This is a genomic window from Gracilimonas amylolytica (assembly GCF_002911695.1).
GTDB classification, from domain to species: Bacteria; Bacteroidota; Rhodothermia; order Balneolales; family Balneolaceae; genus Gracilimonas; species Gracilimonas amylolytica.
Genome location: NZ_PQBS01000027.1, coordinates 41,943 through 59,285 on the forward strand (window position 1 = coordinate 41,943; position 17,343 = coordinate 59,285).

Consider the following 17,343-nt stretch of genomic DNA (forward strand, 5'->3'; position numbering starts at 1 on the left):
AAACTAAGAATTTTTATTCGTAATTGCCGATTTAAGCCTCGTCCTCAAATTCGTATGCAATTACGCTCATAATTTTCTCAGCAAGCTCAGGATCTATTTCTTCGTTCGTTCTGCTAACTAATTCTTCTGCACTCAGTTCGAGTACGGCTCGTGCCGTATCGCAACCGATGTTATGAAGCATGGTGATCACTTCCTCACCGAAATCAACAGCAAATTCATCAATGTCGATATCATCTTCTGCTTCCACTTCACGGTACACGTCAATTTCAACACCGGCTAATTTTGAAGCCAGTCGAATATTAACGCCTCCCTTACCGATCGCCTTAGACACTTCATCGGCAGGCACCAGTACGTTGGCATGCTTGTTCTCTTCATCAAGCTCAACTTTTAATACCTCAGCTGGTTGTAAAGCACGTTTTATAAATTCGAACTTATCGGGTGTAAAGTTGATCACATCAATATTCTCATTCTGTAATTCACGTACGATAGCATGAATTCGAATTCCTTTCATCCCCACACAGGCACCAACCGGATCCACACGTTCATCGTGTGAAAGCACGGCTACTTTTGAGCGGTCACCCGGTGCACGGGCAATGCGTACCAATTCAATGATTCCGTCAAATACTTCAGGTATCTCGTTTTCAAATAATCTTTCGAGGAATAATTCAGATGTTCTGGAAATAATGACCGTTGGGTTACCATTCTTCATACGAACTTCCGTTACAACGGCACGTATGGTATCCCCTTTTCTGAAACGGTCTTTATAGATCTGCTCACTTTTAGGAAGCAGAAGCTCAACGCCGTTGTGGTTTACAAGAATATCTTTATTCTGGCGAACCTGATAAACATCTCCCAGAATGATCTCACCTACTCGATCTGTGTAATCTTCGTAAATATTGTCTTTTTCGATCTCGCGGATTCGCTGGGCCAGTTGCTGACGCGCCATGGTAACAGCACGACGGCCAAAGTCAGTGATCTGAATTTCCTGAGCCAGTTCATCATACAATTCAATATCCGGATCAATTTTCTTTGCATCTTCAAAAGAGATCTCAGCAACAGGATCCGTTAATTCATCAGCCGGCACAACTTCCTGCACGTGCAAGATCTGTATCTCTCCCCTGTCAGCATTCAGGATCACCTCAAATGCTTCATCAGACTCATATTTTTTTCTGATCATCGTCCTGAATACATCTTCCAGAATGGAAAGTAACATGTCGCGATCGATGCCCTTTTCATGGGCAATCTCAGCAAACGAGGAGATGATCTGTTTTGATAATTCGTTCTGCATTAGTCTTGTTTAGTTAAATTACGGGGATAATTTTGGTTTCAACAATGGCCTCGAACGGGATATCTGTTTCAACTTCTTCTTCGTCCGTGATGGCAACTGTATCATCCGTGATGCCGGTTATGACACCTTCAATTTTCTTGTACTCGCCTTCCGTATTCTTGAATTTAATGGTAGCCACACGCCCTTCATTCTTTTTATACTGACGTTTATCACTTAATGGCCTGCTTAAACCCGGAGATGATACATTCAGCCTGTAACCTTTGTCAAAAAGTTCATGGGCTTCGATCAAAAAACCGAGTTCCTTGCTGATATCTGAGCATGCGCCTATGTTGACTCCACCTTCTTCACTGTCAAGCAAAACCCAAAGTTCGGCCTGACCACTTCCTGTTTTAAGTTCAACATCCACAACAAAAAGACCCTTCTCCTTTGCAAGAGGTTCAGCTAAGTCTTTAATATTTTTAATGATATCTATCTGCATGTACACTAAATTCTGAAACAAAAAAAAGCGAGTGCCTTCCGACGCTCACTGCTGTTTAAAGGTAGGCTTATTTCGCCTAAATTTCAACGAATCAACGAGATTGAGAATATAATCATTTTATTATGATTCTCTTTTACTCTAATTTGTAAACTCTTCAATCAATCAAACCCACGGTTCAAGAAATCAATCTGCTTATGAGAACGTCATATTTTTCTATCATTACCCTGTTATTAGTATTTACAGGAGTTTCCTGTTCTTCCGACAACAAAGCTCAAAAGGACACAAAAAAAGGCAGGGTTTTAGACCTAACGGAGTCAGTTACCTTTCTGGATCCCTCCGGAAACGAAGTATCTGAGGTAAGAGTAGCACTGGCAGATGATCAGGACGAGAGAAATCAGGGACTGATGGATGTTAATGACCTGCCCGCCGATGCAGGCATGTTATTTATATTTCCGGAAGAGGAACCGCTTAGTTTTTATATGGCCAATACTCCGTTGCCCCTCGATATCATGTTTGTAAATGCAGACAGTGTTATTGTTCGGATTCATCACAACACAGCTCCGTTTGACAGCAAACAATTACCCAGTGATGCTCCCGCAAAATATGTTGTGGAAACAAACGGAGGTTATGCCGTATCCAACGACATTCGTGAAGGTTACAGGATCAGATTCTAATTCGTCTTAAACAGCTTCAGTTTCTTTATACTGCTGAAGAAACTCTGTGACTTTATCTACATTATCTTTTGAACCAATGTAAATAGGAGTTTGCTGATGGATCGAAGTGGGTTCGATCTCCATGATCCGTTTTGAACCGTTGGTGGCTTTACCTCCTGCCTGTTCAATTATGAAACTAAGTGGATTACACTCATACATCAGGCGAAGCTTACCATTTGGATATTTACTGCTGTGAGGATAGATAAAGATACCACCTTTGATCAGGGTGCGATGAATATCGGCAACCATAGAGCCAATGTACCTTGCTGAATATGGTCGTCCGGTTTCAGGGTCTTCCTCCTGACAATATTTAATATATTTCTTCAGGCCAAGATCCCATGAATTATAGCTGCCTTCATTGATACTGTAAATAGCTCCATGATCAGGCATCTTGATTCCCCGGTCACTCAGAATAAACTCTCCAATACTGGGATCCAGCGTGAAAACCGATACTCCAAGTCCGGTCGTGTATGCCAATATGGTACTTGAACCGTATAGCACATATCCCGCTGCTACTTGTTTGGTACCGGGCTGAAGGGCGTCATCTTCCCTGAGGTTACCGTTAAACCTGGCTTCTCTCATATAAATAGAAAAAATACTTCCGATGGAAACATTGACATCGATGTTGGAAGAACCATCCAGCGGATCCAGATACACAATATATTTACCCCCCTTACTGCTGAGTTTGACAATACCGTCATTTTCCTCAGAAATAACCATACAGGTGATCAGGGAACGATCCAAAGCAGAAATAAGCTGCTGATCTGCAAAGAGATCCAGTTTCTTAACAGCTTCACCGTGGATATTGGTGGAGCCATCAACTCCAAGGATATTCGTTATGCCCGCTTTGTTTACTTCCCGGGAAATGATCTTAGCAGCCAGACTGATATCTCTCAATAATTGTGATAATTCCCCTGTTGCCCCCGGAAATCTGTTTTGAGACTGAATGATGTATTCTTCTAAGGTTTCAAGCCTTTTGCTTTTTGAACTGACCATGTGTTAATTAAGTTTTTGGAAGCGCTTTTTTGTAAATATAAGAATGTTTATCAGAAAATATCTTTTAAGATCCACTAATTATTGAGAGCCAGGCCTTTAAGCTCTTTATAGATTACCCGTGCCTTTGTTTTAAGCTCTTCAACCGTACCATTATTCTCTACGATATAATCCGCTAAATGGGTCAGGCTTTCAAAATCAGGTTGCTTTGTCATCCGATCAATAATTGCTTTTTCTGCTGCGCCGTCCCTCTCTGAGGTTCTCTTAACTCTCAAATCTTTGTCTGCTAACAGTAAGATCACATAATCAATATCTTCAGGACGGCCATTATTCAGCAAAATAGCCGCTTCCTTGGCAAATACCGGAACCCCTTTTTTTTCTTTTTGATCCGCCAGCTTATCCGTTTCTTTCCACAGCACCGGGTGCACGATCTCATTTAACTCTGAAACCCTTCCTTTGGCAAAAGCCTCTTCAGCAAGATAAGAACGGTTCAATTCCCCCTTTTCAGTATATGACTTTTCCCCAAAGACCTCTCTGATCTTTAGTTTAAGCTCTTCATTTTCTGTCATCAGCTGTTTTGCGAAATCATCAGCATAGAGTACAAACGCTCCAAGCTTTTCCCATTCTTTACAGAAGGTTGTTTTTCCTGAACCGATACCACCTGTTATCCCAACTTTGATCATGATATCGGTATTTTCATCTCTTAGTTTTCGACTTCCTGCAGGAGGTAAGCTTTGATGAATTCATCCAGATCTCCATCCATCACGCCATCCACATCACTTGTCTCGTAGTTGGTACGGTGATCTTTTACGCGTTGGTCATCAAACACATAACTCCTGATCTGTGAGCCCCATTCGTTCTTACTCTTGGAGCCTTCCAGTTTAGCTTTTTCAGCTTCCTGAATTTCTTTTTCAAGCTCGTAGATCCTGGATTTCAGCAATACCATGGCTTTTTCCCGGTTTTGGAGCTGAGACCGTTCCTGCTGGCATTCTGCAACTACCCGCTCGGTTCTTCCGTCAGAAAGCTCTCCTTCCCACACCAAACGCACTCCGGTTTCCACCTTATTCACATTCTGCCCACCGGCACCACTTGAATGAAAGCGTTGTAATTCTACATCACTTTCGTTGATATCGATCTCGATGGTATCATCGATGAGTGGAGCCACAAAAACCGAACAGAATGAAGTATGCCGCCTGGCATTACTGTCAAATGGTGATACGCGAACCAAACGGTGTACCCCACTTTCTGCTTTTAAAAAGCCGTATGCATTATCTCCTGAAACTTCGATGGTAGCACTTTTGAGGCCGGCTACATCTCCATCCTGATAGTCCACAACTGAAACCTTAAATCCGGATTTCTCAGCCCATCGGGTGTACATTCTATAGAGCATTTGTCCCCAATCCTGACTTTCGGTTCCCCCTGCTCCCGGATTGAAGGTAACAATAGCATCCCGATGGTCATCAGGTCCGCTAAGCATATTGCGGAGCTCCATTTCCTCCAAAGCCTTTTCAAGCTTTTTGTATTCAGCATCCAGATCACTTTCCACATCTTCACCCATTTCCTGAAATTCAAGAAATACGTTGATGCTTTCCCGCAGATCATTGAGTTTATCCCAGCCTTCAACCAGGCTTTTCTCGTGATCCAGTTCCTTCATTATGGACTGAGCCTTAGACGGATCATTCCAAAAAGCCGGATCCTGCGTGTGTTCAGTAAGTTCTATGATTCTGACTTTGCGTTTTTCGTAGTCAAAGATACCCCCTGAGCGCGTCAATACGCTCATAGAGTTCGTTCAAGCGATCTGAGTTTATTGCCATCTGTTATAGTAAATAAAATATTATCTGCGAGTAAGCAGCGCACCCAATACTAAACCGGCTACAAAGGCTACACCGAGACCTTGTTCCGGATGTTTTCTTACATACCGGCGGGCATTTCTGTACTCATGTTTAAGTTCTCTTTCCAATCCATCGCGCTCATACTTGAGTCTGTTCAGTAAAGCATCGTAAGTTTCTTCTGCTTTATCCTGAAGAGCTTCTGTGGTATCGTAGATGGTTTCTTCGATGTCTTTTTTAACTTTGGAATTCTTTTTATCAGTAGCCATAATTCCTCCTTTTTGAGTTACTTCAAAATACAAAATCACAAGCTAAATGTGTAAGAGGAGTTGACGTATTTCTTTTAAAATCAGAGCTGTTCTGAATTTAATTACTCCCCTGCAACAAGCTGATCTTTATACTGCAGTTCGTAGAGCTTTTTATAGATCCCATCTTCTTTCTGTATGAGCTCCTGATGACTTCCGATCTCCCGGATAACTCCTTTGTGCATCACAAGGATCTTATCCACATGTTGAATGGTTGATAGCCGGTGAGCAACAACAATGGAGGTTCGGCCCTGCATCATCAGGCGACTTGATTCAGTAACCAAAGCTTCCGTTTCAGAATCCACACTTGAGGTAGCTTCATCAAGCACAAGTATTTCGGGATTGTAAACCAGGGCCCTCACAAAACAAATGAGTTGCCTTTGCCCCATGGAAAGGGATGCTCCCCGTTCCTTCAGCACATAATCATAACTGTTGGGAAGTTTTTCTATGAACCGATGAGCCTCAACTTTGTGAGCTGCATTTATGACCTGTTCCCTTGTGATATTGGGATGACCAAGGGTGATATTATCCAGAATAGTACCTGAAAAAAGTGCATTATCCTGAAGCACCAACCCAAAATGAGACCGAAGATCATTTAGCGTCAGGTCTCTGATATCGACTCCATCAATCTTGATACTTCCCTTTTCAATGTCGTAAAACCTCAGTAACAAATTAATGATCGTCGTCTTCCCGGCTCCTGTGGCACCTACAATGGCAATATCCTCACCCGGTTCAGCTGTAAAAGAAATGTCTTTGAGAACGTGATCTTCCCCTTCATTGTACTTAAACCATACATTCTGAAATTCGATCTTACCCTTGGGGTCTTTTATCGTTTTAGGGTTCTCCGTTTCAACAACCTGAGTTTCCGTATCAAGAACACCGAAGATCCGTTCAGAGGATGCCAGTGCTGATTGCAGGGTATTGAACTTCTCAGATAATCCCTGAATAGGCCGGAAGAACTGCCGGGCATACTGAATGAATGCCAACAATACGCCAAAGGTCACTCCATCCATTAGGGCTCTGGCGCCTCCGTACCACACAATTAAAGCCATAGCTAAACTTGCCGTGATCTCAACGATCGGCCAGAAAATGGCGAAGTAGAATATGGTATCAATGTAGGCATCCCGGTGCCCTGCGTTAATCTTCTCAAACTTTTCGCGCTGCTTTTTCTCCCGGTTAAACAACTGCACAACATCGATCCCATTGATGTGTTCCTGCACAAAAGAATTGAGCTGTGCGATCTTATCCCTGACCTCCAAAAATGTAACACGAACTTTTGCTTTGAACCAGAATGTAGCATAAAACAGGATGGGCAGAACGGTAAGGGTCACCAAACTCAGCTCCCAATTCATGCTGAACATGAAGTACAGGATGAAAATGATCCTGAACATATCCCCAATGATAGCCACCACCCCGTCTGAAAGCAATTCACTCAGGGCCTCAATATCACTGGTGGTTCTTGTGATCAATTTTCCGATCGGGTTCTTATCAAAAAACTGAACATTCAGCGTCTGGATCTTTTTGAAGACAGTATTACGTAAAGAGAAGAGTGCATTCTGACCAAACCAGCGCGTGATATAAGTATTGAATACAAGCAGAATAAACTCCCCAAGTAAGGCTCCGGCAAGTAGGGTTATGATCCACCACAGCCCCTCAAAATCATCCGTAGCGATATACTCATCTACTGCGATCTGAGTCAGTTTCGGACGGATCGTACCTAAATAAGAGGCTGACAACGTTAGCACAATGGCTAACAGAATGAACCACTTATAGGGTTTTAGAAAAAAATAAAGCCGCCGAATCAAAGTGGTATCGACGGCTTCAGAATTTTTAGATTTACTCACTTATTCAGTTCATTAAAATCTGTCAAAATCATCATAAGATGACCTTGGAGTAATGTTACGGTGTGAAGATTCAGAATCTGAATCATCTTTCTTATCCTTAATATTGGCACTGTATGTGCTGCTACCGTAGGTCTTACGTTTGTAATTACTGCTTCCGCGGCTATCAGAACGATTTGAGCTGCTGCTTCGGTTCCCGCGATAATTACTTTTACCACGGTTAGGCCCACCTTTACGGGATCGGAATTTTTTCTTTCCGCCTTTGTGGTTTTTCTTACCCTTGTAGTTCTTGCCGCCTGATTTATCGTCCAGTTCGTTGATCTCAACTTTCGGAGTGATAATGCCTCTTTCGTGCATTGGATCGGTGAAGATCGGGCGCAATTCGTTTGCAAGCCATGCCGGATAGAATCCTTCACGGGCTTCCTTCAGAAGATCGTGTGCGTTGGTGTAACGAGCTGAGAAGTGACCAATGACCAATAATTTGGTTTGTGCCTCAGTGGCCACTCGGGCAGCGTCTGCGGTTGAAGAATGCCCGGTTTCACTGGCTTTATCATCCAGGTCTTTACCAAAAGTAGCTTCGTGATACAAAATGTTGGTATTCATTGCCAGTTTCACTGCGTTTGGTGTGTACTCTGTATCTGTGACGTAAGCAAAGCTATCACCCGGGCGCGGATGTCCTACAATATCCGAAGACTGAACGACCGTTCCATCTTCAAGCGTAACATCATTTCCGGCTTTAAGTTCTTTGTATTGCTCGTCTTTGGAAATGCCCATTTCTTCAGCCTTGTCAGCATCTACTTTTCCGGGCTTGTCTTTTTCCTGAAAGCGGTAGCCTACGCAAAATTTATTGTGCTTTAGTGGGCGGGCTTCCACATAATATTCATCAGCATCCATCACACGATCAACGTCAATATCGTCTTTGATCTCATGGAATATGATCTCATAATTTGGCTGAATGTCCGCAAATTTAAGATTCCACTCTACAAATTCTTTAATGCCAACCGGACCGGTTATGGTAAGGGGTTTTTCCCTTCGTTGTAATTGAAGGGTAGCCAACAGGCCAAGCAGTCCTGAATAGTGATCTACATCAAAATGAGTGATGAAGATCCCTTCAATTTTTGATCTCTTGATTCCTGCCTGTAACATGCGCATTTGAGCATTTTCACCACAATCGAAAAGAAAGACACTGCCCTCTCTCCATAATGCAACGGATGGTAAATGCCGAACGGCTGTTGGTGTTGCTGATGCTACTCCTAATGGTACTACAATCATTTTATGTTCTCCCGTGAGATATGATTTTTATGGGCATTGCTTTCAAACAAATAGCCCTGTTTTTTATGTTATTTAAATTTCTGCCAATTCCTGTTCTAGAATCTGTTTGTTATACATGGCGGTGTATTTGCCTTCTTGAGCTAACAGTTCTTCGTGGGTACCTGTTTCTGTTATTTTCCCATCTTCCAAATAGTAGATCTTGTCCGCATCTTTAATAGTTGAAATGCGATGACTGATCATAATTGTTGTCCTTCCGCTAAGCTCTTGCCTTAAGTGTTTTAAAATGGCGTCCTCTGTTTTTGTGTCAACGGCACTTAATGAATCATCAAAGATCAATATTTTAGGATCTTTGATCAATGCTCTTGCAATAGCTGTCCTTTGTTTTTGTCCTCCGGAAAGAGTAATTCCTCGTTCTCCGAGCATAGTCTGAAATTTTTTCTCAAAATCCAAAATATTCTCTTTTACCTGAGCTTTTTCAGCTGCAAGTTCTATAAGTTCTTCAGAGGCATTATCTACTCCAAAAGCAATGTTATCGCCAATCGTATCTGAAAATAAGAATGTTTCCTGTGGGACGAAACCAATGGATTCCCGAATCTTGTCTAACGACCAATCCTTAAGATCATGGCCGTCTATCAATACCTGTCCTTCGGACGGATCAAATAATCTTGGAATTAGCTGAACCAGGGTGGTTTTACCGGCCCCTGTCCTGCCAACCAGGGCGATATTTTCTCCGGGTTCAATAGTGAATGATACATCTTTCAGAACATATTCTTCTGATTCGGGGTATTTGAAACTTACATGTTTGAATTCAAGGCGCCCTTTGATCTCATCCTCGACTTTGTCTTCCTTGCTTTCAATTTCGATCGGTTCATCCAGCAATTCCTTGATCCTATCCCAGGATGCCAGGGATCGCTGAAACCGGTTTGTTGTGTAACCCAAAGCGGCAACCGGCCATGTCAGATATGCCACATAGATCAAAAACTCTGCAATGTTACCTACGGTTATGGTGCCTTCGATCACCATTTCACCCCCCTTCCAGATCACGATCAACAATGAAATTCCGATCAGAAAATTCAGGCCCGGGTGAAACATGGATTCGATCATATCCAGCCTGAGTTTCTTCTTACGGTAATCTTCACTTTCATTCTCAAATAACTCCTGCTCATGATCCACTCGATTAAAGGATTTGATCAATCGGATCGCAGAAAATGTTTCTTTGGCACGCCCTGCCATTCTGGAGTATTGTTCCTGAATAATGGTTGAATGTGTATGAATGTACCCGGTGATCCAGTAGGCAAAGATCGAGATCAGTGGTAAAGGCATTAAGGCCCAGTAAGTAAGCTCTGTGTTGACAATGAACATCATGGCCAACACGAATCCGGCTCTTGTCACGGTGTTTACACTATACATGATCACAGGACCGTAATAATCACGTACCTTACCAACATCCTCTGTAGCCCTTACATAGATCTCACCGGAGGAGTTTTCAGTGAAAAAACGCTGTGGCAGATCCATGAGTTTTTTAACGATATCATTCCTGATATCAAACTCCACCTTTCTTGAAGTAACAATGAGAGTTTGCCTAGTTGCAAATAACAAAATCCCATACAACACAACCGTACCGATCAATATCAGAGAATTCTGTGCTAAAACAAGAGAGGCTTCTGTATTAAACAGAGTCTTGATGATGTTTTCAGGGATCTGAAATCCGGCATCAGAAAGAGATTCAACTTCATCCATGGTTTGCCGGATGAGTACCGGGATCCAAATGAGGAAAAAGTTTGAAGCAGTTAAAAACAGAACACCCCATATCATGGTGCTCTTGTATCTCTTTAAGTACTTATTTAATTCTTTTATTGCGCCCAAACCTTTCAAGGTGTTATGGCTTATGAGTTATTATTTGTTTGCAGGCAAATGTTCTGCCCAATGTTTTCCGAGTTTCATTCCGGAAAGATACGCGGCCTCGACCGAGTTACCATTCATATAGGAACCAACCAAAGCTAAAGGAGTGCCGTTTCCACTGATTTCCATAAAATCGTTTGTTAACCATTTATTAGCCTGACTGTATCTCCAAAAATGTAACTGTTTCCAGTTTGGGCTTTCAGCCCATTCGCCAAGTACTGAGTGTAGTTGCCTTAACATCAATAAAGCAACCTCTTCCCTTTCCTTATCCATATTTGAAATCGCAAAATCAGTCGTTGAATGAACAACTAAAGACACCTTTCCAAGATCACGTTTTTTAGACTCATTTGAAATAAACTTTATGACCGTATCCTCTACATCTAAAACATCCCACTCTAATGGTTCAATTCCATCATAGACGACCATTAAAGCAAACTCAGGGTCATACTTCACTGTCTGCAGCTTTTTGATCAGGCCCGATATGTTCTCCTGATCTTCGGGCGTTTTGAGAATTTCAATAGTTTGTGGTGCCGGGCAAGATATTACCACAGCCTCAGCTTCAATCAACAAACCGGAATCACATTTCAGCTGCCAACATAAATTGTCATGATCGTCATTAATTTGTTCCAGCCTGACAACCCTTTGCTGATTGTGAATCTTAAGATCTTTGCCTAAATACTTTCCGATCGAGTTCATACCTCCGGGAGCAAAGTATCTTTGCGATCTTGCATTGCCGTCAGCTCGATCATCTTTTGAATGTATGGAAGTGATTGAGCCGGTCCACGGCTTTACGATATCCGCTTTAATCAGAGCCTCAACAAAAGAATTGAATTCTGATGAATCAGCGGTAAAACCGGGCACTCCATGATCAAGTTTTAAACTTTTATCATTATTGACATACCGTGTGGCCATTCTTCCACCAAAACCCCTGCTCTTTTCAAGGATAAAGACCTCATGTCCGGCCTTTTTTAACTCCCTGGCAACGATCAAACCGGACATACCCGCACCAATAACAGCAATTTTCATGCTTCTATTTTTACTGTTAGCAGACCGATTGCCCGAATTGTTTAATCGATCTCATAAAGAGTAACCCGCGGTTTAACAGCTTTTTTATCCAGCAATGCCGGCCAGTAGGCTACCACATCACTCGCTTTGGGGCGGCCACCGGCAAAACCCGTTACGCCACTCGGACCTGTCAGGATCAACGGTGCGATCTCCATGCCAAAGCGATTCAGATCCCTTTTACTTTTACCTGACAAGGATACCCTAAGCTGGATCTCGTCATGGTCTTTCTCAAGAGCTTCATCCGTTACGGGAATCTCAGAATTCCCGTTGTAACCAATGTATTCACTGTGGAATGCGTCAAATTCAAGGTCAAGTAATTCTGCTCGACTTTTCAGTATCTCAGCACCTTTAACGGCTTTTTTCAGCGCATCGGGCCAGCAATACACCAAGGTAGCAGAAAGTTTGTAACCATCATTATAACTGGCAGAGACCTTGTATGTTGGGGTATCCGGGTGACCTTTTATACCCGTGATCTTCACCCTGTTTGTATCGGTTTCTTCAACCTGAATAGAAGTAAAATCTGCGATCACATCAGGTGTGATATATTCAGAGGGATCTCCAATTTCGTACAACAGCTGCTCTTTTACAGTCATTTCACTGATCAACCCTCCGGTATTCTCATGTTTGGTTACATAAAAATCTCCGTTGGGATAAGCCTCTATGATCGGAAAACCGATCTCCGTAAAATCGTCCACTTTTTCCCAATCCGTGAAATTACCTCCTGATACCTGAGCTCCACACTCAATAATGTGTCCGGCAATGGTCCCCACAGCCATTTTATCAAAATCATCGGCTTCCCATCCAAATTCATGGATCATTGGAGCTAAAGTGAGTCCGGTATCAGTCACGCGACCGGTTATGATAACATCAGCATCCGTTCGAAGCGCTTCCACAATTGGCCAACAACCAAAATAAACATTGGCGCTTAGCAGCTCGTCCTTAACTTCAGCTATGGACTTTCCATTGTCCATATTGTTAAGGGTGTGGCCTTCTTTGATCAGTTCGTCGATCTGATCCAGAATATCATCTCCATCAACCACGGCTACTTTCAGATCTGTGTATCCCTTTTCCTTAGCTATTTTAAGGATCTCATCCTTACAGGCCATGGGATTAACCCCTCCGGCATTACTGATCACTTTAATGCCATCATTTTTGATCTCCGGAAGAACCTGTTCCACCACCGATACAAAATCACGGGCATAACCCCAATCAGGATTACGCATACGTTGTTTTTGCATGATCGACATGGTTACTTCAGCCAAGTAGTCCATCACAAGGTAATCAATGGGACCTTTTTTAGCCTGGTTAACCGGTGCATTGGGGAGGTCGCCCCAGAATCCTTGTCCTGACGCAATACGGATAAAATCTTTCATTTAAATACTAATTTATAACAGCTTAGATTTAGATTTTGAATATCGGGATATTTTCACTGCTTGTGAAATAAAAAACCCTGCTTATTTATAAAGCAGGGTTTGGTTTTAATAGGTTTTAATCATCTCTGATTATTTGTTCACTGCATCCCTGTCGAGGAACTCATCATATAATTGAGAGTGGCGACTTTGCATTGGGATCTTGAATCCCTTAATGAACACCTGTTCGATGTTGGTTAACGGTTCGAACGGATCACCATCAGAAATGAACAAATTGGCCTGTTTGCCTTCCTCCAGGGAACCGATCTTATCGGCTACACCAAACATCTCAGCCGGATTGATGGTCACAGCTTTAAGAGCTTCTTCAGTGCCCATGCCATAGGCAGCTGCATATCCCGCTTCAAATGTTGTATTTCTGGAATTCTCAGTGTCGTCTGACACGATGGCTACTTTAACACCGGCTTCGGCCATCAGTCCCGGGTTTTGGTAGGGACGCTGATAATTATCATAATCACGGCTTGGAGTGTACAGTGTGGTCGTTAACACACCCATTCCAGCTTCAGCGATCTCATCAGCTACTCTCCAGCCTTCGTTGGCTCCGGCCAGAATAAAATTCATGCCTTCTTGTTGTCCTGCCCATTCAATAGCATCCAGGATCTCCTGCTCACTATTTGCAGTGATGATAACTGGTACATCACCGCTAAGAACTTCTCGCATAGCTTCCATTCTTGGATCATGGTCCGGTTTAGTTTTTCCGGATGGATCTGATTCGTAAGCTTTCATCATGTTATCATAAAAGCGTGCTTTTGAAATGAAGTCGTTGATCTCTTTGATCTGACGATCGTACTGCTTTTTGATCTCCTCTTCACTGCGGTTATCCCACCAGCCACCACCGGTTGATGATGGCAGATTCATAACCAGTGCACCACTTTTCTTGACAGCCATTGAATCCGGAGAATATCCCCAGAGATCCATAACGGCCGCTTTTCCGGAGATACTGCCCGATCTTGGCTTGGCAAGTACTGTTGTAACACCGCTTACACGGGTTACAGGAATGGCAGCACTGTGCGGATTGAAAGCCGTAAACGCGTACATATTGGGATTGAACTGCCCAACTTCTGCATCATCCACAGTGACCGGTACGGCAGATATTTCTACCAACCCGAGTCCGGTCCAGCCATCAATGAATCCCGGATAAACGTGTTTTCCGGTCGCATCAATGCGCTTGTAATCGCCTGTTACACGAATGTTGTTTCCAACATAAGCGATCTTTTCTCCTTCAATGAGTATCACACCATCTTCAATGGTTTCGTTAGTAACGGTATGAATGGTGGCTCCTGTGATGGCAAATTTTCCATATTCAGGTTTCTCGGTGATCTGAGCCTGTGTTGTTGCTGTTAAACCAAACAGCAGAGCAATGGCTACAACAAAAATATTTAGCTTCTTCATGTTCTGTTCTCCTGTTTAGTTCTGGGTATTATTTTGCATGAGGATGAAAGCGTCCTGCAGACAGGCATCTTCATCACGGCGGGTCACGATTTCACGGAAATTTGCTCCGTCTTCGAAATCGGTTCCGGGATTGATATCAATACGCATATCGTCCGGATCATTGGATCGGTCAAAATATTTTTTACCATCCACAAAGGTCATTTCAGCTATACTGTAAATACTGAGTGGGTGTCCGCTCCAAACTACCACGTCACCGTGTTTACCTTCCTCAATACTTCCCACATAATCATCTATACCAAGCTGCATAGCCGGGTGTAAGGTGATCATTTTGATGGCATCATTGACCGTAGTGTTTCCATATCTCACTACTTTAGCGGCTTCATGATTTAAAGTTCTCAGCAGCTGATTGTTGTCACTGTTGATACTGTTTATCACACCATTGGCATTCAGAATAGAGGCGTTGTAAGCGGTTGAGTAATATACCTCAAACTTGTAGGCCCACCAGTCAGAAAATACGGAGGTCATGGCTCCGTTCTTTGCTAATTCAGGAGCCACTTTGAAGGCTTCATTAGCATGCTGAAAAGTATAATTCTTGATGCCGTAATCGTTAAAGACACGCATCAGCATCAGGATCTCATCGGCACGGTATGAGTGACAGTGTACGTAGATCTCACCTTCAATAATATCATTGAGTACTTCATAACGCAGGTTTTCTGCTACCGGTACGGGAGGTGTTCCACGTCCTCTACGATCATACTCAGCTTTTACCTCCAAGTAAGCTTCCCGCTTACGTTTGTAATCGAGAGCTTCATCGAAATGATTACGAACCACTTGTTCTACACCCATTCGGGTTCGAGGCTGAATGCCATTACCCTGACCATGAACCCTTGTTGGGTTCTCACCAAGGGCAAACTTAATGGTACGCTTGGCTCCTTCAAAACGCATGCCGTCCTGAGTGGTACCGTAACGCAATTTCAGGGTCTCACCCTGACCACCTATTACATTGGCAGAACCATGCATCAGGTGAATCGTTGTTGCTCCACCGGCGAGGGCATGATAGATCCCAACCTCATTAGGGTCCACAGATTCTTCCATGGTCACCTCGGCGGTCACCGGATTGCGGGCTTCGTTGATATCAACCCCGTTCAAATGTGAATGGGCATCAATGATACCCGGCATCACAAATTTTCCGGTCGCATCAACGGTTTCTACTCCTCTCGGAGCATTGAGGTCTTTACCAATATTTTCAATGACCCCATCCCGGATCAATACATCGGTATTTTCAAGATCACCGTTCGTTACCGTGATCACAGTTGCATTTTTGATCAGCACAGATCCTTTTTCCTGTGCATGGACAGTGACAACAAAGGTAACTGCCATCACACAAAGTGTTAGTAATTTCTTCATTGTGTTACTCTCCAATTAATTCGTGAATAATTCCGTTAGTGATATTGTGCAGAACTTTTGCCTTCTCTTCAGACATTTGCTTATCAAACACTGAGAAGCTGGCATTCTTACCTTTTGCAATACTTCCATGAGTGTTACTGATACCCAGGATATCAGCCGTATTGCCGGTAAGAACCTGAACAAGGTTCTGCTCACTCATTCCACTTTCTTCAAGAAGGGTTTCAAGTTTACCACTCAGGTCTTTGAGTTCCAGTCCCGCAGAGGCATAGCCAACCTGAACCCCGGCATCCATCAAGCTTTTGATGTTGGCGACTTCCAATTTCCAGGCTTCCAGTTGTTTATCGCGATAGGCCTGTTCTTCTTCTGAAATCTCTTCGTTCGTTTCATCTGAATCAGAATCATCAGACTCTTCTTCTTTCTTCATATCCTTATACCATTCCGGAGCATCCGTAAAATCTACGCTGGCCAGTACCGGAATATTTCTTCGCTTCAACTCATCAGCTTTGGCATAAGCCTCCTTTCCGGAAACGATCACCAGATCGAACCCAAATTCATCCTGCAGCTTAAACAGGCGCTCAATATGCTCTTTTTGATCTACTTCAAAGTACAATGGTACTTCATTGTTGATCACAGGGAAAAGAGCTTCCAACACGCGACTTCTGTCAGGTGCCGGCATTTCAGGATTTTGAGAATAATATTTAATGTGCTGTTGAAGGGCTGTTGCATCAAACATCACCTGTCTGAATTTGGCCATCACTCCCATTAAGGTGGAAGGATAGGCACCACTGCCCCAGCCACCGGGAGCTGTATCAAATGAACCGGCCATGCCCACCTTATCAGATAACAACTCAACACTATTATGATCATCCGACAGATAGAAGATCTCTACGCTTCCCGGAAGCATGTATCCGTTTGGATACAAAGCAGCGGTTGTAAAACCGGCTTTGATAGCCGCTTCAAAACTTTTGTCTTCAGTAAGCAATTCTGAAGGGTTCCTTTCCGGCTGAATGCCTGCACGGTCATAGGGTGGATTACCCGGATCATCGAGATCAGGTAAATTTCTTGGCAGTTCAGGACTTCCCCAGATCGAGTATCCATCAATAAAACCCGGATACACATGGAGGCTGTCTCCTCCATCGATCTCATAGGCATCAAATGGAATAGTTAGGTTGGTTCCAACAGCTTCGATCACACCATTCCGCCAGACAATTGTGGCGGATTCAGTAACGGAGCCGTCGGCATTATGAATAGTCACGTTCTTCAGCGCATGTGCCGGTGTGGTTTGTGCAAATACTTGCTGCACTCCCATCCCCAAAAATAACAGCGCTGTTATTAGAAATGTTTTTCTCATAGCAGACGATAAAGTTAAAGTTTCGAATCATCGAAATAACTGCATTAATTTGATAGTAATAAAGGACATCCTATCTAAAT

General features: G+C 43.1%; 15 protein-coding genes. 1 reads left to right on the forward strand and 14 read right to left on the reverse strand.

What is annotated here, in order from left to right:
* Nucleotides 1-31: 31 nt before the first annotated feature.
* Both nusA and C3B73_RS06335 read right to left on the reverse strand, forming a co-directional pair.
* Nucleotides 32-1,288, reverse strand: coding sequence for a transcription termination factor NusA (gene nusA, locus C3B73_RS06330; RefSeq protein WP_103664760.1), 1,257 nt, complete (start codon nt 1,286-1,288; stop codon nt 32-34).
* 13 nt (nt 1,289-1,301) lie between these two features.
* Nucleotides 1,302-1,766, reverse strand: a complete 465-nt coding sequence (locus C3B73_RS06335; RefSeq protein WP_232803045.1) for a ribosome maturation factor RimP — start codon at nt 1,764-1,766, stop codon at nt 1,302-1,304.
* A gap of 194 nt (nt 1,767-1,960) precedes the next feature.
* Between C3B73_RS06335 and C3B73_RS06340 the strand changes: the two genes are divergently transcribed.
* Nucleotides 1,961-2,440 (forward strand): DUF192 domain-containing protein, encoded by a 480-nt coding sequence (locus C3B73_RS06340; protein WP_103664761.1) that lies wholly within the window; start codon nt 1,961-1,963, stop codon nt 2,438-2,440.
* A gap of 6 nt (nt 2,441-2,446) precedes the next feature.
* Here the strand turns inward: C3B73_RS06340 and fbp are convergent, their stop codons facing one another.
* From fbp to C3B73_RS06400, 12 genes are all read right to left on the reverse strand, one after another.
* Entirely contained in the window at nt 2,447-3,475 is a 1,029-nt protein-coding gene (fbp, locus tag C3B73_RS06345) for a class 1 fructose-bisphosphatase (RefSeq protein ID WP_103664762.1), read from the reverse strand.
* A 74-nt stretch (nt 3,476-3,549) separates the two neighbouring features.
* Nucleotides 3,550-4,155, reverse strand: a complete 606-nt coding sequence (coaE, locus tag C3B73_RS06350; RefSeq protein ID WP_103664763.1) for a dephospho-CoA kinase — start codon at nt 4,153-4,155, stop codon at nt 3,550-3,552.
* A gap of 20 nt (nt 4,156-4,175) precedes the next feature.
* Nucleotides 4,176-5,286, reverse strand: a protein-coding gene (gene prfB / locus C3B73_RS06355) for a peptide chain release factor 2 (protein ID WP_108722912.1) whose coding sequence is annotated in 2 segments (ribosomal slippage) — nt 4,176-5,219 and nt 5,221-5,286 — 1,110 coding nt in all. Because the reading frame shifts where the segments join, the coding sequence is not laid out codon by codon here.
* 20 nt (nt 5,287-5,306) lie between these two features.
* On the reverse strand, nt 5,307-5,570 hold the full coding sequence (locus C3B73_RS06360) for a DUF883 family protein (RefSeq protein ID WP_103664765.1): 264 nt from the start codon (nt 5,568-5,570) through the stop codon (nt 5,307-5,309).
* Between the two features lie 101 nt (nt 5,571-5,671).
* A complete protein-coding gene (locus tag C3B73_RS06365) occupies nt 5,672-7,450 on the reverse strand; it encodes an ABC transporter ATP-binding protein (protein ID WP_103664766.1) in 1,779 nt (592 codons plus the stop codon).
* 12 nt (nt 7,451-7,462) lie between these two features.
* Nucleotides 7,463-8,719 (reverse strand): ribonuclease Z, encoded by a 1,257-nt coding sequence (gene rnz / locus C3B73_RS06370; protein ID WP_103664767.1) that lies wholly within the window; start codon nt 8,717-8,719, stop codon nt 7,463-7,465.
* 72 nt (nt 8,720-8,791) lie between these two features.
* On the reverse strand, nt 8,792-10,534 hold the full coding sequence (locus C3B73_RS06375) for an ABC transporter ATP-binding protein (protein WP_103664768.1): 1,743 nt from the start codon (nt 10,532-10,534) through the stop codon (nt 8,792-8,794).
* An 81-nt stretch (nt 10,535-10,615) separates the two neighbouring features.
* Nucleotides 10,616-11,647, reverse strand: coding sequence for an NAD(P)/FAD-dependent oxidoreductase (locus tag C3B73_RS06380; protein WP_103664769.1), 1,032 nt, complete (start codon nt 11,645-11,647; stop codon nt 10,616-10,618).
* 41 nt (nt 11,648-11,688) lie between these two features.
* The gene (locus C3B73_RS06385; RefSeq protein WP_103664770.1) at nt 11,689-13,059 is read right to left on the reverse strand and encodes an acyclic terpene utilization AtuA family protein; all 1,371 of its coding nucleotides are present in this window, start codon (nt 13,057-13,059) and stop codon (nt 11,689-11,691) included.
* Nucleotides 13,060-13,188: 129 nt separating this feature from the next.
* The gene (locus C3B73_RS06390; protein ID WP_103664771.1) at nt 13,189-14,505 is read right to left on the reverse strand and encodes an amidohydrolase family protein; all 1,317 of its coding nucleotides are present in this window, start codon (nt 14,503-14,505) and stop codon (nt 13,189-13,191) included.
* A gap of 15 nt (nt 14,506-14,520) precedes the next feature.
* On the reverse strand, nt 14,521-15,912 hold the full coding sequence (locus tag C3B73_RS06395) for an amidohydrolase family protein (protein ID WP_103664772.1): 1,392 nt from the start codon (nt 15,910-15,912) through the stop codon (nt 14,521-14,523).
* A 4-nt stretch (nt 15,913-15,916) separates the two neighbouring features.
* Nucleotides 15,917-17,263: an amidohydrolase family protein gene (locus tag C3B73_RS06400; RefSeq protein ID WP_108722913.1), complete on the reverse strand. Its 1,347-nt coding sequence runs from the start codon at nt 17,261-17,263 to the stop codon at nt 15,917-15,919.
* Nucleotides 17,264-17,343: the final 80 nt, after the last annotated feature.